Here is a 25,003-nt window from a genome sequence, read left to right as displayed (position 1 = left end):
TAAACCGTCCGTCATCGCCATCGAACATGAACAGGACAAGGGATGGCCGCCACAGGACAGCGACGCCCCACCCCCTGGTGCCGCCCTGATCGCGTCAGGGCGCCTCGTCGGGACTGTGCGCCTTGATCGACAGCGCATGGATGTCGGTTTCCATCATCCCGCCCAGCGCGGCGTAGACCGCGCGGTGCCGGGCCAGCGGCGCTTTGCCCGCAAAGGCGGCACTGACGATATGCACATTGAAATGCCCGCGCCCGTCGCGCGCACCGGCGTGCCCGGCATGGCGATGGCTGTCGTCCTCGACCTCCAACAGTGGCGGGGCGAATGCTTCCTGGAGCGCCGCACGGATCCGTTCCACTCGGACCGCGTTCATGGCAGCACCTTCCTGAACGGACGCACTTCCACCCGCGCATAGACCCCGGCAGCGACATAGGGATCGGCATCGGCCCATTCCCGCGCGGCCTGCAGGTCGGTGAATTCGGCGATGACCACGCTGCCGCTGAAGCCCGCCGCCCCGGGGTCCTCGGCGTCAATGGCAGGACAGGGGCCGGCCAACAACAGCCTGCCCTGCGCCAACAGGGCCTGCAAACGCGCCAGATGGGCGGCGCGGGCGCCCATCCGGGCCTCCAGCACCTGCTCACCGTCATAGCCTTCAATCACGTACCACACGGGCTGCCTCGCTTTGTCCGCTGAATGGATTCCCGACCAGTCTAGCGTCACGGCGCTGGACATCGGCCGGTCCCGGCCATTACTCTTTGCACCATTGCACGCAGCCGGCCTGTCGCGGCTCGGTACGGCAGCAGGCCCCGCCCTCCTGTCGAACCGCCGATCCACAGCGCATCCCGGACCGCGTAGACGACCTCCTCGTGATGACGTTGCCGCAGACCTGCGGCGCGCCCAGTTGTTGATATGTGTACGCACGCCTGACTGGCGCGCATGGCTTGCAATATTGAGGGCGGCATCCTTTCCGGCAGGAACCGGGAATGTGTGCGGCTACTGCAACACCCGATGTCGACCTGATGACTGCCGAACTCGCGCACGACGCGAACCCGCCAACGCCGCCTCACTTTCCGCAGCAGCAGGAAATGCCGCTGGCGATGGTGCATGGGCAGCCGGTGCTGCAGATCCCACAGGACCTGTATATCCCGCCGGACGCGCTGGAAGTCATCCTGGATGCGTTTGAAGGCCCGCTGGACCTGCTGCTGTACCTGATCCGCCGGCAGAACCTGGACATCCTGGATATCCCGGTCGCCGAGATCACCAAGCAGTACGTGGAATACATCAACGTGATGCAGGAGCTGCGCTTCGAGCTGGCGGCCGAGTATCTGGTGATGGCCGCGATCCTGGCCGAAGTGAAGTCGCGGATGCTGCTGCCACGTCCGCCGGCCGAGGAAGGCGAGGAGGCCGATCCACGTGCCGAACTGGTACGCCGGCTGCAGGAGTACGAACGTTTCAAGCAGGCCGCCGAAGATATCGACGCCCTGCCCCGCCAGGACCGCGACACCGCCGTCGGCCATGCCTTCGTACCGGAGCGCGCCGCGGTGAAACTGCCGCCACCGGTGGAGCTGAAGGAAATGCTGATGGCGCTGCACGACGTACTCAAGCGCGCCGAGCTGTTCAGCGGTCATGCGATCAAGCGCGAGGCATTGAGCGTGCGGCAGCGCATGGGCGATGTGCTCAGCTATTTGGAAGATGGCAAGTTCTACCGTTTTGAGACCCTGTTCACCGCCGATGAAGGCAAGCTCGGCGTACTGGTCACCTTCCTGGCGTTGCTGGAACTGGCCAAGGAACAGCTGCTGGACATCGTGCAGGAAGCGCCACTGGCGCCGATCTACGTCAAATCCCTGGCCGCCGGCAACACCAACGCACCGCTGCAATTCTCCAGCGAGTTCGATGACGCCGACACCTCCGACCCCGCCTGAGCAACCGACCCGCCGCATGGATCAACCGCTGATCAACCGCATCGTCGAAGCCGCGCTGCTGGCCTCCCACCAGCCGGTGACGCTGTCGCAGCTGCAGAGCCTGTTCCCGGAAGACGAGCCGGCCCCGCCGGGCAGCGTGGAGCGGGCCCTGGAGCTGCTGGCCGAGGCCTGCAGCGGGCGCGGCGTGGAGCTGGTGGAGGTCGCCTCCGGCTTCCGCTACCAGATCACCGGCGAAGTCCACGGCTGGGTCTCGCGGCTGTGGACCGACCGCAAGACCCGCTACACCCGTGCCACCCTGGAAACGCTGGCACTGATCGCCTACCGCCAGCCGATCACCCGCGGCGAAATCGAGCAGGTGCGCGGCGTGGCGGTCAGCAGCAACATCATCCAGGCCCTGGAAGAGCGCGAGTGGATCCGCGTGATCGGCCATCGCGACGTGCCCGGCAAGCCGGCGCTGTTTGGCACCACCAAGGCCTTTCTGGACTATTTCGGACTCAAGCGCCTGGACGAACTGCCGCCGCTGTCCGAACTGCGCGAGCTGGGCGAGCTGGAGCCGCAACTGCCACTGGGCGAGGACGGCCAACCGGCCGCCCCGCTGACCGCAGGCGCGGCGGCCAACGATGACGCGGGCGCAGGCCAAGGCAGCAACACAGACACCGCCGTCGCCGCTGGATCTTCCGATTCGCCGGCGACCGCATCCGATACCGCCCTCACGGGCGAACCCGACGCCGCGCCGGGAGAGCGCGCGGCGGAAGTGGAAGACACCGAAAACAACGCCGTCGCGAAGACGACCGTGGCTGTTGACGAAGCCGATCCCGAACAACAGGCCGACGCGGAAAACGCCGGCCGGAGCCAAGTAGATGAGTGACACCCCCCGCAAACCGGCACTGAACAAGCTCTCGCTCAAGCGCGACGCCACTGCCGAACAGCCCAAACTTGAAGAGCGCCTGCACAAGGTGCTGGCGCAGGCCGGCCTCGGCTCGCGCCGGGCGCTGGAACAGCGCATCGCCGACGGTCTGGTCAAGGTCAATGGCGAAACCGCGCAGACCGGCATGTCGATCAAGAGCGGCGACAAGATCGAGCTCGATGGCCGCGGCTTTGTCGCCAGCGCCCTGACCGATCCCTCGCGCGTGCTGATCTACAACAAGCCCGAAGGCGAAGTGACCACACGCGAGGACCCGGAAGGCCGTCCGACCGTGTTCGAAGCGCTGCCGCCGCTCAAGGGCGCCCGCTGGATCGCCATCGGCCGCTTGGACATCAACACCACCGGCCTGTTGCTGCTGACCACCGACGGTGAGCTGGCCAACGCGATGATGCACCCGTCCTTCGAGGTCGAGCGCGAGTACGTGGTGCGCGTGCGCGCCCCGGAAGGCGAGGAGAAGGTGCCGGACAACATCGTCGACCGCCTCGCCCGTGGCGTGGCCCTGGAAGACGGCCCGGCCAAGTTCGACGAGATCGAGCGCATCGGCGGCACCGACTCGCACGACTGGTTCCGCGTGGTGGTCAAGGAAGGCCGCAACCGCGAAGTGCGCCGCCTGTGGGAATCGCAGGGCTGCCAGGTCAGCCGCCTCAAGCGCACCCGCTACGGCAAGATCGAGCTGCCGCGCGAACTGCTGCGCGGCCAGTCGGTGGAACTGGCCACGGCCCAGGTCAACACACTGCGCAACCACCTGCAGCTGGAAGAAGGCACCCCGTCGGCGCTGACCCTGCAGCCGGTGATCGGCCAGCGCCGCGCGGCCAAGACCACCGTGCGCGTGTCGCGCGATGGCGGCCGGGGCAACGCCTACGTCAACGGCCACAACAGTGCCGATGAAGGCCGCGAACTGCGCCGCTTCGACAACGTGCGCGAAGAACGTGGCCGCGGTCGCGGCGGCAAGCCCGGCGGCGCCTACAAGGGCGGCCTGACCGTCAGCGGTGAAGCCGCGGCCAAGCAGTCGCAGCGTCCGTTCAAGGCCCGCCCCGACAAGGGCAACCGCGCACTGCCGGAAGGCAATCCGGCGGCGTTCCGCAGCTGGTACGTGCCGGACGGCGTCAGCACCGGCCCGAGCGGCCACCGCAATGCCGGTCCGGGCGGCAATCGCGGCCCCGGCCGCGGCCCGGCCGGTGAAGGCCAGGCCCGCCCGTATGGCAAGCCGCGTCCCGGCGCGAACGCCGGTGGCCCCGGCCGCGGCGGTCCGGGCCAGGGCCGACCGCAAGGCGGCGCAGGGGCCGGTCAGGGCCAGCCGCGCAAGGCGCACCCGTACGGTCATCCGGGCAATGCGCCCAGCTTCCCGTCCGACCACGCCAATCCGGGGTTCAGTCCGTATGGCAGCGCGCGCCCGGCCGGCGGCCGTCCCAGCGGCAATGGTCGTCCCGGTGGCCCGGGCCGCGGCCCCGGTGGTCCGGGCGGTCGCCCCGCCGGTGGCCCGCGTCCGGGCGGCAACCGTCCCGGTGGCGCCGGTCGCCCGGGCGGCGGTGGACGTCCCGGCGGCGGTGGCAATCGCGGTCCGCGCGGCGCCTGATCGCTGATCGGCAAAAGAAAAACGCCCCGGTAACGGGGCGTTTTTTATGGCCATCGCCGCGCGGCGGGGCTTGCTCCTGATGACGGAGCCAAAGCTCAGCGGCGCTCGATCACGAACTTGCCAAAACCGATCCCCAGACTCCAGCCCTGCCCGGTTCCGGCCAGCGCCAACGACACATCGCCCTTGGTCATCACCTGGGCATCGGTCGCCTTGGAGGCACTGGCGTGCACCTCGGCAGCGGCGTAGGTACCGAGCAGATCATTCACCGAATAGGCACCGGTGAACTTGCCCCGGCCGTCGGTGATGGAGGTCTTCCCGACGGTCAGCCCGCCGCCCTTGGCGGTGATCTTGACCGGGAAGCTGGCGCCGTTGTCGCAGCGGATCGTGCCCGTGCCCTCGGCGGTCTTGTAGAACGCCGACCAGCCGGACAGGTTGTAGCGCAGCTCACAATCAATATTGCCGGCGGCCTGCGCGGCCGGTGCCATGGCGGTCAGCGCCAGCAGCGCCATCGTGCCCAGAATCGGTTTCATGCTGTTCGGCCCTCGTCATTGACTGCCCGCGAGCGTAGCAGCCGATCCATGCGATGCAGACCGCCCGCGCCTGCCGCGGCCGGTTTGCGTTCAGCGAGCCACCACCGGGCCGGCCAGGGTGAAATCATCGGCATCGAGCATCGCCGGGAAGCGCTCGCGGTGCGCAGCCAGGGCCGCGGCCGAGATGGCGGTGGTGACCACCTGTTCGCGTTCGCGGATTTCCAGTTGCGGCTGGCCCAGGAAGTCGATCACCGCGCTGTCGCCGGAATAATGCAGACCGTTGCCATCCACCCCCACGCGATTGACGATGGCCACGTAGCACAGGTTCTCGATCGCCCGCGCCCGCGCCAGCGTCTGCCATGCGTAGGCGCGCGCCGACGGCCAGTTGGCGACGAAAATCTGCAGGTCGAAATCCATGTGTCCGGGCCGTTCCACATCGAACCGGTTGCGGCAGAACACCGGAAAGCGCAGGTCGTAGCAGATCTGCGGATTGATCCGCCAACCCTTCAGCTCGACACACAACCGCGCATTGCCGGCCGCATAGCGTTTGTGCTCGCCGCCGTAGCGGAACAGATGGCGCTTGTCGTACCAGTGCAGCCCGCCCTCGGGCGTGGCCCACAACAGCCGGTTGTAGACGCCCTCGCCCACCCGCAGCTGCACGCTGCCGGTGACCACCGCGCCCAGCGCGCGCGCCTGCGCACGGATCCAGGCGACGGTCGGGCCGTCCATGTCCTCGGCCTGTTCGATGGCGTCATTGGAAAAACCGCTGGTGAAGGTCTCCGGCAGGATCACCAGGTCCGTGTTGCCGGCCAGCGGCGCCAGCAGCGCGGCATAGTGCTCGCGGTTGGCAGCCGGGTCGTGCCAGCGGGTGTCGCCCTGTACCAGCGAGATGCGCAGATCCTGCATGCCCGATACCTCCGGCGTCACAGCTGCTGCAGCCGTGCGATGGCGGCATCCAGCGTCGCATCGTTCTTGGCAAAGCACAGCCGCACCAGACGCTGGCCAGCCGGCGGGGTTTCATAGAACGGCGACAGCGGAATGGCGGTGACGCCCTTCTCGATGGTCAGCCATTTCACGAATTCGTGGTCCGGCAGATCACTGACCGCCGAGTAGTCCACCAGCTGGAAGTAGCCGCCCGGCACCGGCAGCGGCGTCAGCCGGGTGGTCAGCAGCTGCTCGCGGAAGCGGTCGCGCTTGGCCTGGTAGAACGCGCCCAGCTCCAGATGGTGTTCGGGCTCATCGCGGATCATCGCGGCAAAGCCATATTGCGCCGGGCTGTAGGTGGTGAAGGTGTTGTACTGGTGGACCTTGCGGAACTCGGCGCTCAGCGCCGGCGGCGCGATGGCGTAGCCGATCTTCCAGCCGGTGCAGTGGTAGGTCTTGCCGAAACTGGAAATCACAAACGCGCGCTCGCGCAGTTCCGGGTAACGCAGCGCCGATTCATGGCGGACGCCGTCATAGATGATGTGTTCGTAGACCTCGTCGGAGATCAGGTAGATGGCGGTGCCCCGCAGCACGTCAATCAGCGCCTGCATGTCGGCCGCCGACAGCATCGCACCGGACGGGTTATGCGGGGTGTTGACCATCAGCATGCGGGTTTTGGGCGTGATCGCCGCGCGCACCTTGTCCCAGTCCACCGCGAACGTCTGCGGGTCCAGCGCCACATGCACCGCGCGCGCGCCGGCCAGATCGATCGCCGGCTCGTAGCAGTCGTAGGCCGGATCGAGCACGATCACCTCGTCGCCGGCACGCACCACCGCGTGGATGGCGTTGAAGATCGCCTCGGTGCCGCCGGAGGTCACGGTGATCTCGCTGTCAGGATCGACCTGCGCGCCGTAGCAGTCCAGCGCCTTCTGCGCGATGGCCTGGCGCAGCGGCGCCACACCGGTCATCGGCGCGTACTGGTTCAAGCCCTCGCGCATCGCTTTGGCGGTTTCGTCGATCAGCCGCTGCGGCGCCGGGAAATCGGGAAACCCCTGGCCCAGATTGACCGCGCCATGTTCGGCAGCGAGCTGGGACATCACGGTGAAAATGGTGGTGCCCACCTTGGGCAGCTTGGTCTGCGGTTGCATCGGTACGTACGCGCCGGGGGGAGAAAGCAGCGAGTGTAAGCAAAAGCGGCGACAAGGGCCCGAGGGCAGAGCGCCGGGCAGCGCACTGATCGGCCGCACACCCGCGTCTATAATGGCGGCGCCCCGATGCGCCAGCGATATCTGCGCTCCCACCCAAGGACGGAAGCGCCCGACCCCGATGACCCAGACTTCGAACATCCCGCCGCTGTTGTCCGCGCGCGGCCTGCGTTTCAGCCGTGATGACGACCCGGTGTTCGGCCCCCTCGATCTGCATGTCGATGCCGGTGAGGCGCTGCTGGTCCAGGGCGGCAACGGCGCGGGCAAGACCACTTTGCTGCGCGTGCTGGCCGGCTTGCTGCGGGCCGATGAAGGCCAGATCGAAATCGACGGGCGCCCGGCCGGCGCTGCCGACCGTTCGCGCTATATCGCCTATCTGAGCCATCTCACCGCCCTCAAGCAGGATCTGGGCACGCTGGAGAACCTGCACCTGCTGTGTGGCCTGCACGGCCGGCGGGCACGGCAGATGCCGGGCAACGCGCTGGCCATTGCCGGCCTGGCCGGCTATGAGGACACGCTGGTAAGGCAGCTGTCGGCCGGGCAGAAAAAGCGCCTGTCCTTGGCCCGCGTGTGGCTCTCGCCCGCTCCGGTCTGGCTGCTGGACGAGCCCTACGCCAACCTTGATCTGGAAGGTATCAACCTGGTGAACCGGATGATTTCCGCCCACCTGCGCAGCGGCGGCGCGGCGCTGGTCACCACCCACGGCGCCTATGCGGCGCCCCCGGTACGCAACCGCACGCTGACACTGGCAAACCCGGCACAGGAGCAGGCCGCATGAGCCTGGCCGGTCCGCAACCCACCCTGCTCGGTGCGGCCAGGGCGCTGCTGGCGCGCGACCTGAAACTGCTGTGGCGACGGCGGGGCGATGCGGCCCAGCCGGTGCTGTTCGCGGTGCTGGTGGTCGCCCTGTTCGCGCTGGCGCTCGGTGGCGAGCCCCGGCTGCTGCAAAGCGTCGCTTCGGCGGTGCTGTGGCTGTCGGTGCTGCTGGCGGGGCTACTGTCGCTGGACACCCTGTTCCGCAGCGATGCCGAAGACGGTTCGCTCGAACAGTGGCTGCTCTCGCCGGTACCGCTGGCCTGGCTGGTGGCGGTGCGGGTGTTCTCGCACTGGCTGACCACCGCCTTCCCGCTGGTGCTGGTGAGCCCGCTGCTGGCCGAACTGATGCAGCTGCCGCGCGAACAGCTGCCGGTGCTGGTGGCCTCGCTGGCCCTGGGGACCCCGCTGCTGAGCCTGCTCGGCGCGGTGGTGGCGGCACTGACGGTGGGCATGCGCCGCGCCGGCATCCTGCTTGCCCTGCTGGTGTTGCCGCTGTACGTGCCGGTCCTGGTGTTCGGTGCCGGGGCCGTGGCCGCCTCGGCGCAGGGTCTGGATGCGACCGGCGCCCTGCTCATGCTGGCCGCCGGCCTCGTGGCCAGTGCCGTGCTCGCCCCGCTGACGGCGGCCGCGGCCATCCGCATCGCCAACTCCTGAGCCGGTGACGCGCTACTCTTGGCGTCCGCTTCCTGCCTGCGGTCGCCCGATGTCCAGCCCCGACTCCCCCGGCTCTCCCGACAGCGTGAAGTCCCCGTTTCGACCGCGGCCTGTCGTCGGCATGCAACGCCGCGGCGAGCAGCGGATGGGAAAGTTCCTCGAAGCGGCCACCGAGGTCCTCAACGAAAAGGGCTACCAGGGCGCGCGGCTGTCGGACATCGTCAAGCGCGCCGGCGGATCCATGGCCACCCTTTACCGGGCCTTCGGCGACAAGGAAGGGCTGGCGCACGCGTTGATGGAGCAGAGTATCCACGACTTCGGGCAAAGCGTGGAGGAGCTGCTGCAATCCACGCTGCCGCCGGAACAGGCCCTGGAAAACGCGGCCTGCCGGATGGTCGAGGAAATCCTCAGCCCGGTCCGCATCGCCTGCCACCGCATCGTCGTTTCCGAGGGCCCGGCCCATCCCGAACTGCGGGACTGGTTCCTGGCCCATGGGGTGGAGCCGATGGAGAGACTGCTCAGCCAGTATTTCGCCCGCGAGGCGCTGGCCGGCCGGCTGCACATTGACGACAACGCGGCCGCGGCCAAGGACTTCTACACGCTGATCCTTGGCGGCCTGATCCTGCGCTCGATCAATGGCCGCATCGACGCCAGCGACATACCGCAGGCGCAGCAGCAAGCGCGCGCATCCGTATACCGGTTTTTGCAGGGCACGCTGCCCCGAGACCGCCCCAGCCCCTGACCCGCGCCGCTATCACGCACGAAGGCGCTTTGTCATTGATTGCTGGCCACACCAAGGGCGCCGTCTTGAGCTAATCTTGCGGCAGCAAAGGCGCCTGCGCTTGGCGGGGCTTGGCGGCGGGGCCCCGCGATGGCACTGCCTTCGTCTTCCTCAGCGAGCGAGCGGATGTTCAAAGGTTTGATCGGTTGGTTCCACAAGCTGGGTTCTCCCGCCTACTTCGATGCCTTTGCCGCACGCTGGTCACCCTGGTGCTATCTCGCCGCCCTGCCGCTGTTCGCCTTCGGCCTGTGGCAGGCGCTGGCGGTGGTGCCGGCCGACTACCAGCAGGGTGACAGCTTCCGCATTCTCTATATCCACGTGCCGGCAGCCTGGATGAGCCTGTTCGTGTTCGCGCTGATGGCGTTCTACGCCGCCCTCGCCCTGGTCTGGCGGATCAAGCTGTGCGAGATCCTGGCCATGGCCTGCGCGCCGATCGGTGCCGCCTTCACCGTGATCACCCTGCTCACCGGCAGCATCTGGGGCAAGCCGATGTGGGGCACCTGGTGGGACTGGGACCCGCGCCTGACCACCGAGCTGATCCTGCTGTTCCTGTATCTGGGCGTGATCGGCCTGTACGGCGCCATCGACGACCGCCGCGCCGCCGCCCGCGCCGCCGGCCTGCTGGCCATCGTCGGCGTGGTGCTGCTGCCGGTGATCCGCTATTCGGTGGTGTGGTGGAATTCGCTGCACCAGGGCCAGACCATCCGTGTGTTCGGCGAATCGAGCATGGACAGCAGCATGACCCTGCCGCTGTGGCTGATGGTGCTGGCCACCAAGTTCTGGTTCGCCGGCTCGCTGCTGGCGCGCGCCCGCGCCGACAACCTGCGCCGCGAGACCGGCAAGGGCTGGGTACGCGAACGTCTGGAGAAAGCACAATGAGCTACTTCAAGTATGTGGCGCTGGCCTATGGCGTTTTCTTCGCGGTACTGGCGTGGGACTTCATCATCCCCCGGCTGCAGTTGCGCCAGCAGCTGCGTGAGGCCCGCAGCCGGCTGGCCCGTGCCAGCCGCAGCGCCACCCCGCAAGCCGACCAGGGAGAGTTGAGCCGATGAGTCCTGTCCAGCGCCGACGCCTGCTGCTGGTGGGTGCGATACTCGCCGCCGCCGGCATCGCCGCGGCCCTGGTGGCCACCGCGCTCCAGCGCAACATCGCCTACCTGTATACCCCGGCTGAAGTGATGGCCGGCAAGGTCGCGCCCGACGCGCGTTTCCGCCTCGGCGGCATGGTCGCCAAGGGCTCGTTCCAGCGCGAAACCGGCGCCCTGCTGGCCCGTTTCGAGGTGACCGATGGCGACGCGCAGCTGCCGGTCACCTATGACCGCATCCTGCCGGACCTGTTCCGCGAGGGCCAGGCGGTGGTCGCCACCGGCCGCATGGTCGATGGCGTGTTCGTCGCCGAGGACGTGCTGGCCAAACATGACGAGACCTACATGCCCAAGGAACTGGCCGACAAGATGGGCATGGCGCACACCAAGCACCAGGTGCCCGCCGATGCCCCCGCCACCACGGAAACGCCCTGAGTGCTGCCTGAAATCGGACAGGTCCTGCTGATCCTCGCGTTGCTGGCAGCCGTTCTGCAGAGCGTGCTCCCGCTGATTGGCGCACACCGCCGCAACGACGCGCTGATCGCCACCGCCCGCCCGGCCGCGCTGCTGCAACTGGCCTCCGTGGCCGGCGCCTTCGGGGTGCTGACCATCGCCTTCGTCCAGCAGGATTTCTCGCTGCGTTACGTCGCCGAGAACTCCAACTCGCTGCTGCCGATGATCTACCGCTATTCGGCGGTGTGGGGCGCGCACGAGGGCTCGCTGCTGCTGTGGGCGCTGGTGCTGGCGCTGTGGACCGCCGCGGTGGCGATCTGCTCGCGCCAGCTGCCGACCGACGTGGTGGCGCGCGTGCTGGCGGTGATGGGGCTGATCAGCGTCGGCTTTCTCGCCTTTCTGCTGTTCACCTCCAATCCCTTCGTGCGCCTGCTGCCGGCCGCCGCCGAAGGCCACGACCTGAACCCGCTGCTGCAGGACCCGGGCCTGATCATCCACCCGCCGATGCTGTACTTCGGCTATGTCGGCTTCGCGGTGCCGTTCGCCTTCGCCATCGCCGCCCTGCTCGATGGCCACATCGACGTGCGCTGGCTGCGCTGGACGCGGCCATGGACCAACGTGGCCTGGGGTTTCCTCACCCTCGGTATCGCGCTGGGCAGCTGGTGGGCGTACTACGAGCTGGGCTGGGGCGGCTGGTGGTTCTGGGACCCGGTGGAGAACGCCAGTTTCATGCCCTGGCTGATCGGCGCGGCGCTGCTGCATTCACAGGCGGCGACCGAGAAGCGCGGCGTGTTCGTCGGCTGGACCCTGCTGCTGGCCATCGCCGCCTTCGCGCTGTCGCTGCTGGGCACCTTCCTGGTCCGTTCCGGTGTGCTGACCAGCGTGCATTCGTTCGCCGCCGATCCTTCGCGCGGCCTATTCATCCTGGTGTTCCTGGCGCTGGTGATCGGCGGCTCGCTGCTGCTGTACGCACTGCGTGCCCCCGGACTGGAAGGAAACAGCGACAGTTCCCGCCGCGCCTTCAGCCTCAATTCGCGCGAAAGTCTGCTGCTGGCCAACAACCTGCTGCTCAGCTGCGCCTGCGCAATGGTGCTGCTGGGCACGCTGTATCCGCTGATCGCCGACGCGCTGGATTTGGGCAAGGTGTCGGTCGGCCCGCCCTACTTCGGCACCTTGTTCGTACTGCTGATGACCCCGCTGGTGCTGCTGCTACCATTCGGCCCGCTGACCCGCTGGCAGCGCGAACAGGGCTTGCGCCCGCTGGCACTGCTCGCGCCGTGGGCCGGACTGGCCCTGCTGCTGGGCACCGTGACCTGGTTCATGGCGTCGCAGGGCAAGCTGAAAGCTGCCGCGGGTATTGCCGCCGCCGCGTGGGTCGGTCTGGGCACTCTCTATTACTTGGGGCAACGCCTGCGCAACAGTGGCCGGCTCAACGCCGAAGCCGTGGGCATGCTGCTGGCGCATTTGGGTATCGCCGTGTTTCTGGTCGGCGCGCTGCTGGTGGAAGCGCTGCATGTCCAGCATGAAGTGGCGCTGGCACCGGGCAGGTCGGTGGATGCCGGCGGCTACCAGCTCACGCTGGAGGGCGTGGATGCCGTCGATGGTCCCAACTACCACTCCGACCGCGGCCATGTGCAGGTTTCCCGCAACGGTGACGCGGTCGCCCTGCTGCACCCGGAAAAACGCATGTATGCCAGTGGCGGCCAGGCCATGACCGAGGCCGGCATCCACCCGGCGCTCGGCGGTGATATCTATGTCGCCCTGGGCGAATCGCTGGGCGATGGTGCCTGGGCGGTGCGCGTGCAGATCAAACCCTTTGTCCGCTGGATCTGGCTGGGAGCGGCGCTGATGGCGCTGGGTGGCTTCATCACCGCCGTCGACCGCCGCTTCCGCCGCATTCCGCAGAGGAAAGCCTGATGTCCAATCCGTCCCCGCAACCGCCCGTCCGCCCGCAGCGCCTGCCACCGGTGGCGATCGTCCTCGGCGTGCTGTTTTTCATCGGCCTGATGGGGCTGATGCTCTATGGCGTCAGCCGCTCGGGAAATCCGGACCGCGACAGCCTGCCCTCGGCGTTGCAGGACAAGCCGGCGCCGGAATTCTCGCTGCCGGTGCTGCACGACCCCAGCGTCCTGATCGGCAGCCAGGATCTGCGCGGTGCGCCCTACCTGCTCAATGTCTGGGGCAGCTGGTGCCCGGCCTGCCGCGACGAGCATCCGGTACTGACCCGGTTTGCCGAAACCAAGCGCCTGCGCATGGTCGGCTACAACTGGAAGGACGAGCCCGCCGAGGCGCTGCGCTGGCTGGAGCAACTGGGCAATCCGTACATGGTGGTGCTCGCCGACCAGGACGGCCGCACCGCGCTGGACTGGGGCATCGCCGCCGCGCCGGAAACCTTCCTGGTCGATGGCAGCGGCATCGTCCGCTGGAAATACAGCGGCGCGATCACCCAGCACGTGCTCGACACGCAGCTGATCCCGGCGCTGGAGAAAGTGGAAGCCGCCGCCGGCAATCCCGGTACGCTGCCGGCCACGAGCAGCGCGCGATGAGGCGTTGGGCACTGCGGCTGGTTCTGCTGCTCGGCACTGCCGGCGCGGTCCAGGCCCAGCCGATGGGCGACCCCACGCCACTGCAGTTCCGCAACCCGGCCGAGGAAGTCCGCTTCCACGCCCTGACCGCCGAGCTGCGCTGCGTGCAGTGCCAGAACCAGTCGCTGGCCGACTCCAACGCGCAGATCGCCCATGACCTGCGCCGCGAAGTGCTTACGTTGATGCACGAAGGCCGCAGCGACGCCCAGATCAAGCAGTTCCTGGTCGAGCGCTACGGCCAGTTCGTGCTGTACCGGCCGCAGATGGATACCGGCACCGCAGTGCTGTGGTTCGGCCCGGGGCTGTTGCTGCTGACCGGCGCGGGAATGCTGGTCATCCATGTACGGCGCCGCGCCCGGGCCTTGCCGCCCAGGGCGCTGGACGAATCCAGTCAGGAAGAACGCGAATGGTAAGCGGCCTGTTCCTCGCGCTGGCCGGACTGCTGGCGGCCGTCGCGGGCGGCTGGATGCTGTGGCCGCTGTTGCGCGCCGGCAAGCGCGGCATCTGGGGCACGCTGGTGGCGGCGATGGTGGTGGCCACGATCGGCCTGTACCAGTGGCTGGGAACCCCGGCCGCACTGCAACCGCAGGCCCGCGCCGCGGCGGCGCCGCAAACCCTGGAAGAGGGCATCACCCAGCTGCAGGCCGCGCTGGAGAAAAACCCCGAGCGCGCCGATGGCTGGACGCTGCTGGCCCGCTCCCAGCTCGAACTCGGTCGCGTTGCCGAGGCGGCGGCCGCCTATGAGCGCGCGGTCCAGCTGATGCCCGACGAACCCGCCCTGCTGGTCGAAGCCGCACAGACCCGGGCGCAGGCCGAACCGTCCTTCCTGTTCGACGAGACCGGCCTGCGCTGGCTGCAACATGCCCGCACCCTGGCCCCGGACAACGAACGCGCGATCTGGCTGATCGGCATCGCCCAGCGCCAGCGCGGCCAGGCCGAACAGGCCGCCCGCACCTGGGAATCGCTGCTGCCGCGCCTGCAGCCGGCCGCTGCCGCCGCATTGCAGGAACAGATTGCCGCCGCCCGCGCGGCCGCCGGTCCTGCTGCCGACGGCCCGGCCGGAGCCGCGCCGGCCGCCAGCGGCGCGGGCCTGCAGGTGCGGGTGACCCTGACACCGGCGCTGGCTACGCGCGCGACCTCCCGCAACGACACGCTGTTCGTCATCGCCCGCGTGCCCGGTGGCCCACCGATGCCGGTGGCGGTAGAGCGCCACCCGGCCCCGCAGCAACCGCTGACCGTGGTCCTGGACGACACCGACAGCCCGATGCCGACGGCAAAGCTGTCGTCGCTGAGGCAAGTGGAGGTGTTCGCGCGGCTGTCACAAAGCGGCACCGCAATCCGCCAAAACGGCGACATCGAATCGGCACCGGTGATCGTCACGTTGCCGGCCGACGCCCCGGTGGAGCTCCTGCTCGACCTCCCCTCGCGCGGAGCGGGCATAGGCAGATAACCCGGGGTCATGTCGCGCATCCAAGACACGGACGCCAAGCCCGGTAAAATCAGCCGATGACCGAATTCATTCCGCCCGGCAGCCGCTTCCATCCGCTGCCCTCGCCCTTTCCGATGAAGCGCGGTGGCCACCTGCACGGCGCCCGGATCGCCTTTGAAACCTGGGGCACGCTGGCCGCCGATGCCGGCAACGCCGTGTTGATCGTCACCGGCCTGTCTCCCGATGCCCACGCCGCCAGCAACCCGGCCAATCCCGCCCCCGGCTGGTGGGAGCCGATGCTCGGCCCGGGCAAGCCGATCGACACCGACCGCTGGTACGTGATCTGCGTCAACTCGCTGGGCAGCTGCAAGGGCTCCACCGGCCCGGCCTCGCTCAATCCCGCCACCGGCCAGCGCTATGGTTTGTCCTTTCCCGAGCTGTCGATCGAAGACATCGCCAATGCCGCGGCGGAGGTGGTCAGATCCCTCGGCATCACCCGGCTGGCCTGCCTGATCGGCAACTCGATGGGCGGCATGACCGCGCTGGCCCTGCTACTGCTGCACCCGGGCATCGCCCGTTCGCACATCAACATCTCCGGCAGCGCGCAGGCCCTGCCGTTCTCCATCGCGATCCGCTCGCTGCAGCGCGAAGCCATCCGCCTGGATCCGGCCTGGAATGGCGGTGATTACGATGAAGCGCACTACCCGGAGTCGGGTATGCGCATGGCCCGCAAGCTGGGCGTGATCACCTACCGCTCTGCGCTGGAGTGGGACGGCCGCTTTGGCCGGGTAAGGCTGGACTCGGAGGATCCGGGCCACAACGACGATGACCCGTTCGGGCTGGAGTTCCAGGTGGAAAGCTACCTGGAGGGGCATGCGCGCCGCTTCGTCCGCCATTTCGACCCGAACTGCTACCTCTATCTGGGCCGGTCGATGGACTGGTTCGACCTGGCCGAGTACGCCGACGGCGACGTGCTGGCCGGGCTGGCGAAGATCCAGGTGCCGCGCGCCCTGGCCATCGGCGCCAACACCGACATCCTGTTCCCGGTGCAACAGCAGCAGCAGATCGCCGACGGCCTGCGGGCCGGTGGGGCACAGGCACAGTTCATCGGGATGGAATCGCCGCAGGGCCACGATGCGTTCCTGGTCGACTACGACCGCTTCGGCCCGGCCGTACGCGGTTTCCTGGATACGCTGCCGGCCGCCTGACCGACAGCACTGAGCCGGCGATTCCTACACACGCGTCGGCCTGGCGCCGATAGCCACCGCCTTGATCACGCTCCATTGTGGCAGTCCTCGCCCTTCCCCCCGGGACCGCCATGGCTCGACTGCTCCTTCTGCTGTTATGCGCCTGTCTGCTGCCTGCTGAAGCCCGGGCCGGCACTGCCCCGCCCTTGATGCTGGCCGGGCAGTGGCGCGACGGCACCGATCCGGCGCCATACTGGATCAGTGAAAAGCTCGACGGCGTGCGCGCCCGCTGGGATGGCAAGGCCTTGTGGACGCGTGCCGGCAACCGCATCAGCGCTCCGCCCGGATTCACCCGCGGCTGGCCGCAACAGCCACTGGATGGCGAACTGTGGATCGCCCGCGGCCGTTTCGACGAGGTCAGCGCCATCATCCGCACCACCCCGGCCCGTCCACAGGAGTGGCACGCGATCCGCTTCATGGCCTTCGACCTGCCCGCGCACCCGGGTACGTTCTCGCAACGGCTGGCGGCGCTGCAGGTGCTGGTTCGGGCCACAGACAGACCCGGTCTCGCATTGATCCCGCAGCAGAGGATGCCCAACACCGCCCACCTGCAGCGCCTGCTGCAATCGGTGGTTGCCGCCGACGGCGAGGGTCTGATGCTCCACCACCAGAACAACCGCTACCTGCCCGGCCGCAGCGAAGGCCTGCTCAAGCTCAAGCCATGGCAGGACGCCGAAGCCTGGGTGGTCGGGCATCTGCCCGGCAAGGGCAAGTACAGCGGCATGCTCGGCGCATTGCTGGTACAGCGTAGCGACGGCGCCCGCTTCCGCATCGGCAGCGGGCTGAAGGATGCGCAGCGCGCCAATCCGCCCGGCATCGGCACCCTGGTGACCTACCGTTACAACGGCTACACCGCCACCGGCCTGCCGCGCTTCGCGCGCTTCCTGCGGGTGCGCGACGAGGCACCACCGCCCGAGCGGGGTCGTTGAGCGCTTCACAACACCTCGCCGCTGCGCTCCAATACCGGCACTCCTACTCGTGCGATACAACGGATGCGCTATCAAGGACGGCTGCAGGACTGGAATGACGACAAGGGCTTTGGTTTCGTCAGCCCCAATGGTGGCGGCGAACGCGCCTTCGTCCATATCAAGGCCTTCGAACGCGGCACACCGCGCCCGCTGGAAGGCCAGCTGATCAGTTACCAGCCCAAGCGCGACGAGCGTGGGCGTCTGGCGGCCACCGCCATCCGCTTCGCCGCTACCGGTAGACCCCCTGCAGCGCCGAAGCAGTCAGCCCGGCGCCTGCCCCGCACCGCCCTGGGCTTGATTGCCCTGTCGATACCGGTGCTGGGCGGGGTAACCCGACTGCTTCCCGGTTGGGTCGCCGGGACCATCGTGGGCCTGAGCCTGCTGGCGCTGGCGTTCTATGCCTACGACAAAAGTGCCGCGCAACGCGGCGACCAGCGCACCCCGGAAAGCACCTTGCACCTGATCGCCCTGTTCGGCGGCTGGCCCGGCGCGCTGCTGGCGCAGGGACTGTTCCGCCACAAATCCAGCAAGCGCAGTTTCCAGCAGGTGTTCTGGGCAACGGTGGTGCTCCATCTGACTGTGCTGGCTGCAGTGTTCAGCGGCTGGCTGCCCAGCCTCGTTTGAGCCACGGCGCAGCGCCCTGCTATCGTTCACCGGCCTCACCCAGGCAACACCCGGTCTACATCCCCTCTTCCGTGGAGACAGAGGTATATGCAGGACGCAACGAACGTACTCAAGCATCGGACCGACACCATCGTGCTGCTCGGCATGGTGCTGGCATTGACCCTCCACTGGTCACTGCTGCCACTGGCGCTCATCGCCGCCGGCATCATGGACCTGCGCCGCAACGAAACGCTGGCTGCCATTTCCATTGGCTGCGGCGCGCTGCTGCTTTTGGGTGGCATCGGCTACGCACTGGGCAAACAGGCCGCATTGCGCGACAACCTGCTCTGCCAGCAAACCCCACCGCAATGCCCGAGGGCCCAGGCCCTCACGGTTTTCGAACCGGCTTTCCGCAGCGCCCCTCCGTACTCAGCGCGCGGGGACTTCGGCGTTGGTCAGCGGCTGCAGTTGTCCGTGCTGAAGACGGTATTCCCGGTGCACCACGCCATCGGGCAACGGATCATGGGTGATCATCAACAAGCTGCGTGAGCCCAGCGCGGCAGCCAGATCAAGCAACAACGCGTGCGCGGTGTCCACGTCCAATCCTTCGGTGGGCTCATCGAGCACCATCAGCGGCGTATCGCGCAGCAGCGCGCGGGCCAGCGCCAGACGGCGCGCCTGACCGGCCGACATGGTCGCACCGTTTTCGCCGACCCACGCTGACAGCCCCCCCTGCTGCTGCGCCCAGGCGCTCAGCCGTACCTGTTCCAGCACCGACCACATTGCCGCGTCATCGGCCTGTGGATCGCCCAATCGCAGGTTCTCGCTGATGGAGCCGGCAAATACCGGCGCGCCCTGCGGCAACCAGGCCACCTTTCGATGCCACGCCTCCTGGGCGACATCGCGCAGATCCACGCCGCCGTAGCGCACGGCCCCTTGGCGAGGGTCCCACAGGCGCAGCAGCAACGCCGACAACGTGGTCTTGCCACACCCACTGTCGCCGCGGATGGCCACACGCTCACCCGGCCGCAGTCGCAACTCCACCCCGTCGAGCAACTGCCGGGACTCCCCGGGCCAATGGAAAACCACCTGTTCAAAGGACACCTCTGCCGGCGTGTCCGGCAAAGCCCGGGGCTGGGCGGGATCTTCCACCGCCGGGGCCTGGTCCACGATCTGACGCAGGCGCTGGCCGGCCACGCGTGCCGACTGCAGCGACTGCCAGGCCAGACTGCTGCCCGCGGCCACTTCCAGCAAGGCCACGGTGAGGAACAACAGCGCCGCAGCCAGCGGCCCGCTCACCTGACCGCCCTCGAATGCGTGCAGCGCCAGCCACAGCATCGCCAGCAGCCCCACTCCGGCGCAGGCCGAATGCAGCACATTGCCAGCGATCAAGCGACGACGACGACGCCGGTCGCGAGCGGCAACCTGCAGTGCGGCGGCATCCACACGTGCGATCCAATCCCCCTGCGCCTGCAGCGCGGTCAGATCCGCCACACCTTCCAGCCCTTCGTACGCCAGGGTGCGCAACGACGCCCGCGTCTGCGCGCGTTCCATTTCGCCATGCTCACCATGGCGCACGGCCAGCACCGGGACACCGATCCCGATCGCCCCCGCGATGGCGACCAGCAACAGGGCCGCCGGCCAGTAGATCAGCGCTGCCGCGACGACGCTGGCCAGTACGATGCCGAGCAGCGCCAGCAGCGGTCCGGCAGCCCGCACCATCACACCATCCACTTCGCTGATGTCTGAAACCAGCCGGGCCAGCAGTTCGCCGGTACGGCTGCCGCCCAGCCGCGCCGGCGCCAGCGGCAAGGCGCGACGGAAGAACCACACACGCAGGTCGCGGGCGATGCGCAGCGTCACATCGTGGCCGACCAGTTTTTCGAAATAGCGCGACACGATCCGCGCCATCGTCAGCCCGCGGATCCCCGCCGAGGGCGAGAAAAAGTTGAAGGTGGCGCCCATCCCCGCCGCACCGGCCAGCGCCGCACCGGTGAGGAAGCCACCGGACAACCCGAGCAGGCCGACGCCGGCCAGCATCGTGGTCAGCAGGAACACTACCGCCAGCAGCAAACGCCAGCGATGCCGGGCGAACACCTCTCGCATGCTTTCGTTCATGCCTGCACCTGCTCGGGCACGGCACGATCGGGGTGCAAACGCACCACCGCATCGGCCCAGCGCATCGCCGCCGCGCTGTGGGTCGCCATCACCACGGTGCGTCCACGGGCATGTATGGCCAGCGCCTGCAGCAGGGCGGCTTCGGTTTCAGGATCAAGAAATGCGGTGGGCTCATCAAGCAGCAGCAGATCCGGATCGCGCAACAACAGGCGTGCCAGACCGATGCGTCGTGCCTCCCCCCCGGACAGGCCGAAGCCGCGCTCACCGATCACCGTGTCCAGCCCGAGTGGCAGCTCCCGGGCAAAACGCATGACCTGCGCCGCTTCGGCCGCCGCCTCCAAACGGGCATCGCTGGCGGTCGGGTCGGCCAGCCGCAGGTTGTCGGCAATCGAGCCATGGAACAGGTACGGACGCTGCCCCGCATAGCCCACCCGCATCTGGCCGCGGCGCAGGATGCGCCCTTCGCGCGGTGGCAGCCAGCCCGCCAGCGCTTCGAGCAAAGTACTTTTGCCGCAGCCGGAGGGGCCTACCAGAGCCAGATGCTGGCCCTGGTCGATGCTCAGCGAGAACCCGGACATCACGTCGTGGCGCGCACCTTGCGGTCGCAGCGTCAGGTTCTGCAGCGTCAGCAACGGGGCGTGCAACTGGACCGGCTCGGGCGGCAGCGCAGGTTCCGAGGGCACCGGAGCAACCGGCAAGTCGTCCTGCAACAGCCGCTCCACCTCGGCCGCGGCCGCCAGCGCGTTGGCACGGTCGTGGTAATGGGCGGCCAGGCGCCGCAAGGGGGCGTAGAACTCGGGGGCCAGCAGCAGGCAGAACATGCCGGTTCCCAGCGTCGGCACCGTGGCGTGCAACGACATCAGGCCCAGATAACTGAGCCCCAGATACAGCGCCACCATCGCCACACTTATCGAGGCGAAAAATTCCAGCACGGTGGAAGACAGAAACGCGATCCGCAGCACTTTCATGGTGCGCTCGCGCACGCCCTCGGCCGCCGCGGCGATGCCGCCGAGCTCGGCGTCGCCACGCCCATACAGGCGCAGCAGGCCCAGCCCCTTGATGCGGTCGGCGAAGTGACCACTCATCCGCGCCAGTTCTCCCAGTTGCGCGCGACCGGCCGCCTCGGCGCCCCAGCCCACCAGCATCATGAAAAACGGAACCAGCGGCGCGGTACATACCAGGATCACCGCCACCACCCAGTCCACCCAGCCCACGGCCAGCACGATCAGCAGCGGCACAACCATCACTTCCGTACGGACCGGTTGGAAACCGGCGTAGTAGCCTTCGATGGCATCGCCGTGACTGAGCAGCAGCTCACTCAGCTCACCGGTGCGCTGCCGGCGCAACCACAAGGGGCCCCGTTCCATCAGACGCCGGTACACTTTTTCCCGAAGCGCCAGCCTGGCCGCGTCCGCCACATCGCCGGCCGCGCTCTGGGCCAGCCCCCCGAGCAGACTGCGGAACAGCAGGACCAGCGCCAGCAGGCCGAATACCGCGGCGGTCTGCGCCAGCGGACGATGCTCCACCACGATGCTCTGGATCAGCCAGGCGATGGCCGCCGCCTGTCCGATCAGCAGGGCACCGGAGGCACAGATCGCGAACGCGGCCAGCCGCTGCCGCGAAAGGGCGCCCTGGGCCAGTCCGGCCAGCCACTGCTGTTGCTGACGACGCTGCTGACGCTGCGCCTCAGCAGGATGTGTACTCTCATTCAAGACCGGCAACCTGCCTGAAAAAAACCTGTCCGATTGTAGACACGCCTTGCACCCACTGCCGGAGGCCTACCTTCGCCGCTGCATCACCGCGCCACATTGATTCAGATCAAGGCAGGCGACAGTATGAACAGGGAGTATCACACATCGTAGAACCCCCCCTCCTGACATAACATGATGCCCATATCCCACGAGGTAGAACGGCCATGATCGACTCGACCGTCGTAGAGCTGTCGCGGCTGCAATTTGCGCTGACCGCGATGTACCACTTCCTGTTCGTCCCACTCACGCTGGGTCTTTCCTTCATGATCGCGATCATGGAAAGCGTGTACGTCATGACCGGCAAGGAGGTCTGGCGGCGCATGACCCTGTTCTGGGGCGTGCTGTTCGGCATCAACTTCGCCATGGGTGTCGGTACCGGCATCGTGATGGAGTTCCAGTTCGGCATGAACTGGTCCTATTACAGCCACTACGTGGGTGACATCTTCGGTGCGCCGCTGGCGATCGAAGGACTGATGGCCTTCTTCCTCGAAGCCACCTTCATCGGCCTGTTCTTCTTCGGCTGGAACCGGCTGACCAAGGTGCAGCACCTGGCGGTGACCTGGCTGATGGCGCTGGGCACCAACCTGTCGGCACTGTGGATCCTGATCGCCAACGGCTGGATGCAGTACCCGGTGGGCGCGGTGTTCAACCCGGAAACGATGCGCATGGAGGTGGTGGATTTTGCCGCCGTGCTGCTCAACCCGGTGGCGCAGGCCAAGTTCGTGCACACCGTGTCGGCCGGTTACGTCACCGGCGCGATGTTCGTGATGTCGATCTCGGCATTCTTCATGCTGCGCGGCAAGCACCGCGATCTGGCCCGCCGCTCGTTTGCCGTCGCGGCCGCCTTCGGCCTGCTGGCCTCGATCTCGGTCGCCGTGCTGGGCGACGAATCCGGTTACGCCACCGCGGAAAACCAGAAGATGAAGCTGGCCGCCATCGAAGGCATGTGGCACACCTATCCGGCACCGGCGCCGTTCACCGCATTCGGCATTCCAAACCAGCAGGAGCAGCGCAACGACTTCGAGGTCAAGATTCCCTATGTGATGGGCCTGATCGCAACGCGTTCGCTGGATCAGGAAATCCCGGGCATCCTGGACCTGGTCAAGCAGGCCGAGGAGCGGGTCAAAGGCGGGCAGATCGCCTATGCCGCGCTCAATCGCATCCGCGCCGACAAGAACGATGTTGAAGCACGCGAAGTGTTCGACCGTCACTGGCAGGACCTGGGCCACGGCCTGCTGCTCAAGCGCTATCGCGACGATATCGCCAACGCCACGCCGGAGGAGATCTCGCAGGCGGCACTGGACACCGTGCCCACCGTCGCGCCGCTGTTCTGGACCTTCCGCATCATGGTTGGCCTGGGCGTGTACATGATCGGCTTCTTCGCCCTGGCGTTCTATTTCTCGTGCCGCAACAACTTCGAAGACAAGCGCACCTTCCTCAAGGTTGCCCTGCTGTCGTTGCCGGCCCCGTGGATCGCCATTGAATGTGGCTGGTTCATCGCCGAGTACGGCCGTCAGCCGTGGGCGGTGGATGGCGTACTGCCGACGTTCTATGCGGCCTCCGGACTGGCGGTCTACGAGATCCTGGCCACGCTGATCGGCTTCACCGCGCTGTACACGGTGCTGCTGGTCATCGAAGTCAAGCTGATGCTCAAGGCCATCCGCAAGGGTCCGGACGACATCCTGCCGTCGCTGCAGGAACCGGCCGCCGTCCCCCATCACGCCCGCGCCTCCGGCAACGGCCAGGCATAAGGCAGGAGAACACTCATGGAATTCATTCTTCTGGACTACACGACACTGCGCGTGATCTGGTGGCTGCTGCTGGGCGTGCTGCTGATCGGCTTCGCGGTGATGGACGGCTTCGATCTTGGCGTTGGCACCTTGCTGCCGTTCGTGGCCAAGACCGATGAGGAGCGCCGCCTGGTGATCAACACCATCGGGCCGGTATGGGAAGGCAACCAGGTATGGCTGGTGCTCGGTGGCGGTGCGATCTTCGCCGCCTGGCCGCCACTGTATGCGGTCAGTTTCTCCGGGTTCTACCTGGCGATGTTCCTGATCCTGTTCGCCCTGATCCTGCGCCCGGTCGGCTTCAAGTACCGCGGCAAGATGCCCAGCCAGCGCTGGCGCGACAACTGGGACAAGGCGCTGTTTGTCGGCGGCTTCATCCCGGCACTGATCATGGGCGTGGCAGTCGGCAATGTGCTGCTGGGCGTGCCGTTCCATTTCGACGACACCCAGCGCGTGTTCTACACGGGCAACCTGCTGGGCCTGCTGACCCCGTTCGCTCTGCTGGCCGGCCTGGTCAGTGTGACGATGCTGGTTTCGCACGGTGCGGCCATGCTGGTACTCAAGACCAGCGGCCCGGTCGCGGATCGCTCGGCCCGCATCGGCAGCATCGCCGCCATCGCCTCGTTCGTGCTGTTCGCCCTGGCCGGCGCCTGGGTCGCCTTCGGCCTGCCGGGCTACCAGGTCACCTCGCAGATGGTCAGCGATGGCGCCAGCAATCCGCTGCTGAAGACGGCCGAGTTCTCCGCGGCCGGCGGCTGGCTGCACAACTACCGCACCATGCCGGCCACCATCCTGGCTCCGGTCGTGGGCCTGCTGGGTGCACTGGCCAGCGCGGTACTGCTACGCAAGCATCGCGGCGGCCTGGCATTCATCGCCTCGGGCGCCTCCATCGCCGGCATCATCTTCACCGTCGGCTTTGCGATCTTCCCGTTCCTGCTGCCCTCCTCCACCCAGCCCGGCTCCAGTCTGACGGTGTGGGATGCCTCCTCCAGCCACCTGACGCTGTGGGTCATGCTGCTGGCCACGGTGATCTTCCTGCCCATCATCATCGGCTACACCACCTGGGTGTACCGCGTGCTCAAGGGCAAGACGACGCTGGAAGAGATGGGTGAAAACCCGAACGCCTACTGATCCGCAACGACAACAATCAAGGAGTCAACTCATGTGGTATTTCGCCTGGATTCTCGGTGCGGGCCTGGCATCGACCGTCGCCATCCTCAATGGCATGTGGTTTGAAGCCCGCGAAGATCGCCGCAAGGCAGAGAACCGTTAAAAAATAGCGTTTTGCTATTGCCATAAGCCCGGACTGAGCGTATCTTTCCGGGCTCCTTCACGGGGTGTAGCTCAGTCTGGTAGAGCGCTACGTTCGGGACGTAGAGGTCGCAGGTTCGAATCCTGTCTCCCCGACCAGAAGGTCGCAAGAAGGCCTGGAAAACGGCAACGTTTACCAGGCTTTTTTGTCACCGGGATTGTCCTGTCCCGGCAGTCACGCGCCACGTCATGCAGACGCGTGAACTGAACAAAAAAACTTGCAAGACATGAGGGTCACCGCTATCATGAGCGGCTCCTTCGGGGTGTAGCTCAGTCTGGTAGAGCGCTACGTTCGGGACGTAGAGGTCGCAGGTTCGAATCCTGTCTCCCCGACCAA

General features: G+C 67.4%; 27 protein-coding genes and 2 tRNA genes. 22 read left to right on the top strand and 7 right to left on the bottom strand.

Annotated elements, in window-relative coordinates; translation table 11 throughout:
• Positions 1 to 94 precede the first annotated feature (94 nt).
• Positions 95 to 370 carry a BolA family protein gene (locus ARC78_RS06985; RefSeq protein WP_057505987.1) on the bottom strand — a complete coding sequence of 92 codons (276 nt, stop codon included), beginning with the start codon at positions 368 to 370 and terminating at the stop codon, positions 95 to 97.
• Positions 367 to 666: a YciI family protein gene (locus ARC78_RS06980; protein ID WP_054657613.1), complete on the bottom strand. Its 300-nt coding sequence runs from the start codon at positions 664 to 666 to the stop codon at positions 367 to 369. The genes ARC78_RS06985 and ARC78_RS06980 overlap by 4 nt, the downstream gene beginning before the upstream one ends.
• Positions 667 to 1,016: 350 nt before the next feature.
• On the opposite strand from ARC78_RS06980, the gene ARC78_RS06975 reads away from it, so the two are divergent.
• The 3 genes from ARC78_RS06975 to rluB are packed head-to-tail and all read left to right on the top strand — an operon-like array spanning position 1,017 to position 4,420.
• Positions 1,017 to 1,919, top strand: coding sequence for a segregation and condensation protein A (locus ARC78_RS06975; protein WP_054657609.1), 903 nt, complete (start codon positions 1,017 to 1,019; stop codon positions 1,917 to 1,919).
• Positions 1,920 to 1,935: 16 nt separating this feature from the next.
• Entirely contained in the window at positions 1,936 to 2,787 is an 852-nt protein-coding gene (gene scpB / locus ARC78_RS06970; RefSeq protein WP_054657607.1) for an SMC-Scp complex subunit ScpB, read from the top strand.
• The gene (rluB, locus tag ARC78_RS06965) at positions 2,780 to 4,420 is read left to right on the top strand and encodes a 23S rRNA pseudouridine(2605) synthase RluB (protein ID WP_057505986.1); all 1,641 of its coding nucleotides are present in this window, start codon (positions 2,780 to 2,782) and stop codon (positions 4,418 to 4,420) included. The genes scpB and rluB overlap by 8 nt, the downstream gene beginning before the upstream one ends.
• A gap of 95 nt (positions 4,421 to 4,515) precedes the next feature.
• Here rluB and ARC78_RS06960 read toward each other — a convergent pair whose 3' ends face one another.
• From ARC78_RS06960 to ARC78_RS06950, 3 genes are all read right to left on the bottom strand, one after another.
• Positions 4,516 to 4,950, bottom strand: a complete 435-nt coding sequence (locus tag ARC78_RS06960; protein ID WP_054660014.1) for a hypothetical protein — start codon at positions 4,948 to 4,950, stop codon at positions 4,516 to 4,518.
• 90 nt (positions 4,951 to 5,040) lie between these two features.
• Positions 5,041 to 5,856 (bottom strand): amidohydrolase, encoded by an 816-nt coding sequence (locus ARC78_RS06955; protein ID WP_054660016.1) that lies wholly within the window; start codon positions 5,854 to 5,856, stop codon positions 5,041 to 5,043.
• 17 nt (positions 5,857 to 5,873) lie between these two features.
• Positions 5,874 to 7,022, bottom strand: a complete 1,149-nt coding sequence (locus tag ARC78_RS06950) for a pyridoxal phosphate-dependent aminotransferase (protein ID WP_057505985.1) — start codon at positions 7,020 to 7,022, stop codon at positions 5,874 to 5,876.
• Between the two features lie 178 nt (positions 7,023 to 7,200).
• Between ARC78_RS06950 and ccmA the strand changes: the two genes are divergently transcribed.
• From ccmA to ARC78_RS16575, 14 genes are all read left to right on the top strand, one after another.
• Entirely contained in the window at positions 7,201 to 7,857 is a 657-nt protein-coding gene (ccmA, locus tag ARC78_RS06945; protein ID WP_054660018.1) for a heme ABC exporter ATP-binding protein CcmA, read from the top strand.
• Entirely contained in the window at positions 7,854 to 8,549 is a 696-nt protein-coding gene (ccmB, locus tag ARC78_RS06940) for a heme exporter protein CcmB (RefSeq protein WP_057505984.1), read from the top strand. Before ccmA ends, ccmB begins: the two co-directional genes overlap by 4 nt.
• 49 nt (positions 8,550 to 8,598) lie before the next feature.
• On the top strand, positions 8,599 to 9,291 hold the full coding sequence (locus ARC78_RS06935; RefSeq protein ID WP_096144920.1) for a TetR/AcrR family transcriptional regulator: 693 nt from the start codon (positions 8,599 to 8,601) through the stop codon (positions 9,289 to 9,291).
• A gap of 165 nt (positions 9,292 to 9,456) precedes the next feature.
• On the top strand, positions 9,457 to 10,209 hold the full coding sequence (gene ccmC, locus ARC78_RS06930) for a heme ABC transporter permease CcmC (protein ID WP_057505982.1): 753 nt from the start codon (positions 9,457 to 9,459) through the stop codon (positions 10,207 to 10,209).
• Entirely contained in the window at positions 10,206 to 10,382 is a 177-nt protein-coding gene (ccmD, locus tag ARC78_RS16300) for a heme exporter protein CcmD (RefSeq protein ID WP_083468609.1), read from the top strand. The genes ccmC and ccmD overlap by 4 nt, the downstream gene beginning before the upstream one ends.
• On the top strand, positions 10,379 to 10,849 hold the full coding sequence (gene ccmE / locus ARC78_RS06925) for a cytochrome c maturation protein CcmE (RefSeq protein ID WP_054660964.1): 471 nt from the start codon (positions 10,379 to 10,381) through the stop codon (positions 10,847 to 10,849). The genes ccmD and ccmE overlap by 4 nt, the downstream gene beginning before the upstream one ends.
• Positions 10,850 to 12,784, top strand: coding sequence for a heme lyase CcmF/NrfE family subunit (locus ARC78_RS06920; RefSeq protein ID WP_057505981.1), 1,935 nt, complete (start codon positions 10,850 to 10,852; stop codon positions 12,782 to 12,784).
• Positions 12,784 to 13,413, top strand: coding sequence for a DsbE family thiol:disulfide interchange protein (locus ARC78_RS06915; RefSeq protein WP_054660253.1), 630 nt, complete (start codon positions 12,784 to 12,786; stop codon positions 13,411 to 13,413). The genes ARC78_RS06920 and ARC78_RS06915 overlap by 1 nt, the downstream gene beginning before the upstream one ends.
• Complete coding sequence (locus tag ARC78_RS06910; protein ID WP_054660256.1) at positions 13,410 to 13,865, top strand: cytochrome c-type biogenesis protein; 456 nt, start codon at positions 13,410 to 13,412, stop codon at positions 13,863 to 13,865. Before ARC78_RS06915 ends, ARC78_RS06910 begins: the two co-directional genes overlap by 4 nt.
• Positions 13,859 to 14,902: a tetratricopeptide repeat protein gene (locus ARC78_RS06905; protein ID WP_057505980.1), complete on the top strand. Its 1,044-nt coding sequence runs from the start codon at positions 13,859 to 13,861 to the stop codon at positions 14,900 to 14,902. The genes ARC78_RS06910 and ARC78_RS06905 overlap by 7 nt, the downstream gene beginning before the upstream one ends.
• Before the next feature lie 56 nt (positions 14,903 to 14,958).
• Complete coding sequence (metX, locus tag ARC78_RS06900; RefSeq protein WP_054659275.1) at positions 14,959 to 16,089, top strand: homoserine O-acetyltransferase MetX; 1,131 nt, start codon at positions 14,959 to 14,961, stop codon at positions 16,087 to 16,089.
• A 110-nt stretch (positions 16,090 to 16,199) separates the two neighbouring features.
• Positions 16,200 to 17,057 carry a DNA ligase gene (locus ARC78_RS06895; RefSeq protein WP_089153160.1) on the top strand — a complete coding sequence of 286 codons (858 nt, stop codon included), beginning with the start codon at positions 16,200 to 16,202 and terminating at the stop codon, positions 17,055 to 17,057.
• Between the two features lie 63 nt (positions 17,058 to 17,120).
• The gene (locus tag ARC78_RS06890) at positions 17,121 to 17,720 is read left to right on the top strand and encodes a DUF1294 domain-containing protein (protein ID WP_054659277.1); all 600 of its coding nucleotides are present in this window, start codon (positions 17,121 to 17,123) and stop codon (positions 17,718 to 17,720) included.
• 87 nt (positions 17,721 to 17,807) lie between these two features.
• Complete coding sequence (locus ARC78_RS16575) at positions 17,808 to 18,248, top strand: hypothetical protein (RefSeq protein WP_145974290.1); 441 nt, start codon at positions 17,808 to 17,810, stop codon at positions 18,246 to 18,248.
• Here ARC78_RS16575 and cydC read toward each other — a convergent pair.
• Together cydC and cydD are read right to left on the bottom strand one after the other, a co-directional pair.
• Positions 18,129 to 19,817, bottom strand: coding sequence for a thiol reductant ABC exporter subunit CydC (cydC, locus tag ARC78_RS06885; protein WP_054659279.1), 1,689 nt, complete (start codon positions 19,815 to 19,817; stop codon positions 18,129 to 18,131). The two genes, ARC78_RS16575 and cydC, sit on opposite strands and share 120 nt — an antisense overlap.
• The gene (gene cydD / locus ARC78_RS06880; protein ID WP_241772691.1) at positions 19,814 to 21,529 is read right to left on the bottom strand and encodes a thiol reductant ABC exporter subunit CydD; all 1,716 of its coding nucleotides are present in this window, start codon (positions 21,527 to 21,529) and stop codon (positions 19,814 to 19,816) included. The genes cydC and cydD overlap by 4 nt, the downstream gene beginning before the upstream one ends.
• Positions 21,530 to 21,732: 203 nt before the next feature.
• On the opposite strand from cydD, the gene ARC78_RS06875 reads away from it, so the two are divergent.
• The 5 genes from ARC78_RS06875 to ARC78_RS06855 all read left to right on the top strand — a co-directional run bounded on the left by ARC78_RS06875 (position 21,733) and on the right by ARC78_RS06855 (position 25,002).
• Positions 21,733 to 23,319 carry a cytochrome ubiquinol oxidase subunit I gene (locus tag ARC78_RS06875; RefSeq protein WP_057505978.1) on the top strand — a complete coding sequence of 529 codons (1,587 nt, stop codon included), beginning with the start codon at positions 21,733 to 21,735 and terminating at the stop codon, positions 23,317 to 23,319.
• Positions 23,320 to 23,334: 15 nt separating this feature from the next.
• Positions 23,335 to 24,486 carry a cytochrome d ubiquinol oxidase subunit II gene (gene cydB, locus ARC78_RS06870; protein ID WP_054659031.1) on the top strand — a complete coding sequence of 384 codons (1,152 nt, stop codon included), beginning with the start codon at positions 23,335 to 23,337 and terminating at the stop codon, positions 24,484 to 24,486.
• Positions 24,487 to 24,517: 31 nt separating this feature from the next.
• Positions 24,518 to 24,628 (top strand): cytochrome bd-I oxidase subunit CydX, encoded by a 111-nt coding sequence (gene cydX / locus ARC78_RS06865; protein WP_054659029.1) that lies wholly within the window; start codon positions 24,518 to 24,520, stop codon positions 24,626 to 24,628.
• A 60-nt stretch (positions 24,629 to 24,688) separates the two neighbouring features.
• Positions 24,689 to 24,765: transfer RNA gene (locus tag ARC78_RS06860), tRNA-Pro, on the top strand.
• Between the two features lie 160 nt (positions 24,766 to 24,925).
• Positions 24,926 to 25,002, top strand: a tRNA-Pro gene (locus ARC78_RS06855).
• Position 25,003 lies beyond the last annotated feature (1 nt).

This window comes from Stenotrophomonas pictorum JCM 9942 (assembly GCF_001431585.1).
In the GTDB taxonomy this organism is placed as follows: domain Bacteria; phylum Pseudomonadota; class Gammaproteobacteria; order Xanthomonadales; family Xanthomonadaceae; genus Stenotrophomonas; species Stenotrophomonas pictorum.
The sequence above is the reverse complement of the archived record's forward strand: the minus strand, read 5'-3'. Positions and strand labels throughout refer to the sequence as shown.

Excerpts from the sequence above, each read along its gene's own strand:
- ARC78_RS16575 (WP_145974290.1), top strand. The coding sequence starts at position 17,808 with ATGCAGGACGCAACGAACGTACTCAAGCATCGGACCGACACCATCGTG.
- ARC78_RS06950 (WP_057505985.1), bottom strand. The coding sequence starts at position 7,022 with ATGCAACCGCAGACCAAGCTGCCCAAGGTGGGCACCACCATTTTCACC.
- ARC78_RS06960 (WP_054660014.1), bottom strand. The coding sequence starts at position 4,950 with ATGAAACCGATTCTGGGCACGATGGCGCTGCTGGCGCTGACCGCCATG.
- ccmC (WP_057505982.1), top strand. The coding sequence starts at position 9,457 with ATGTTCAAAGGTTTGATCGGTTGGTTCCACAAGCTGGGTTCTCCCGCC.
- ARC78_RS06955 (WP_054660016.1), bottom strand. The coding sequence starts at position 5,856 with ATGCAGGATCTGCGCATCTCGCTGGTACAGGGCGACACCCGCTGGCAC.
- ARC78_RS06895 (WP_089153160.1), top strand. The coding sequence starts at position 16,200 with ATGGCTCGACTGCTCCTTCTGCTGTTATGCGCCTGTCTGCTGCCTGCT.
- ccmA (WP_054660018.1), top strand. The coding sequence starts at position 7,201 with ATGACCCAGACTTCGAACATCCCGCCGCTGTTGTCCGCGCGCGGCCTG.
- ccmD (WP_083468609.1), top strand. The coding sequence starts at position 10,206 with ATGAGCTACTTCAAGTATGTGGCGCTGGCCTATGGCGTTTTCTTCGCG.
- cydX (WP_054659029.1), top strand. The coding sequence starts at position 24,518 with ATGTGGTATTTCGCCTGGATTCTCGGTGCGGGCCTGGCATCGACCGTC.
- scpB (WP_054657607.1), top strand. The coding sequence starts at position 1,936 with ATGGATCAACCGCTGATCAACCGCATCGTCGAAGCCGCGCTGCTGGCC.
- ARC78_RS06910 (WP_054660256.1), top strand. The coding sequence starts at position 13,410 with ATGAGGCGTTGGGCACTGCGGCTGGTTCTGCTGCTCGGCACTGCCGGC.
- ARC78_RS06975 (WP_054657609.1), top strand. The coding sequence starts at position 1,017 with ATGACTGCCGAACTCGCGCACGACGCGAACCCGCCAACGCCGCCTCAC.
- cydB (WP_054659031.1), top strand. The coding sequence starts at position 23,335 with ATGGAATTCATTCTTCTGGACTACACGACACTGCGCGTGATCTGGTGG.
- ARC78_RS06915 (WP_054660253.1), top strand. The coding sequence starts at position 12,784 with ATGTCCAATCCGTCCCCGCAACCGCCCGTCCGCCCGCAGCGCCTGCCA.
- metX (WP_054659275.1), top strand. The coding sequence starts at position 14,959 with ATGACCGAATTCATTCCGCCCGGCAGCCGCTTCCATCCGCTGCCCTCG.
- rluB (WP_057505986.1), top strand. The coding sequence starts at position 2,780 with ATGAGTGACACCCCCCGCAAACCGGCACTGAACAAGCTCTCGCTCAAG.
- cydC (WP_054659279.1), bottom strand. The coding sequence starts at position 19,817 with ATGAACGAAAGCATGCGAGAGGTGTTCGCCCGGCATCGCTGGCGTTTG.
- ccmB (WP_057505984.1), top strand. The coding sequence starts at position 7,854 with ATGAGCCTGGCCGGTCCGCAACCCACCCTGCTCGGTGCGGCCAGGGCG.
- ccmE (WP_054660964.1), top strand. The coding sequence starts at position 10,379 with ATGAGTCCTGTCCAGCGCCGACGCCTGCTGCTGGTGGGTGCGATACTC.
- ARC78_RS06890 (WP_054659277.1), top strand. The coding sequence starts at position 17,121 with ATGCGCTATCAAGGACGGCTGCAGGACTGGAATGACGACAAGGGCTTT.
- ARC78_RS06935 (WP_096144920.1), top strand. The coding sequence starts at position 8,599 with ATGTCCAGCCCCGACTCCCCCGGCTCTCCCGACAGCGTGAAGTCCCCG.
- ARC78_RS06905 (WP_057505980.1), top strand. The coding sequence starts at position 13,859 with ATGGTAAGCGGCCTGTTCCTCGCGCTGGCCGGACTGCTGGCGGCCGTC.
- ARC78_RS06875 (WP_057505978.1), top strand. The coding sequence starts at position 21,733 with ATGATCGACTCGACCGTCGTAGAGCTGTCGCGGCTGCAATTTGCGCTG.
- ARC78_RS06985 (WP_057505987.1), bottom strand. The coding sequence starts at position 370 with ATGAACGCGGTCCGAGTGGAACGGATCCGTGCGGCGCTCCAGGAAGCA.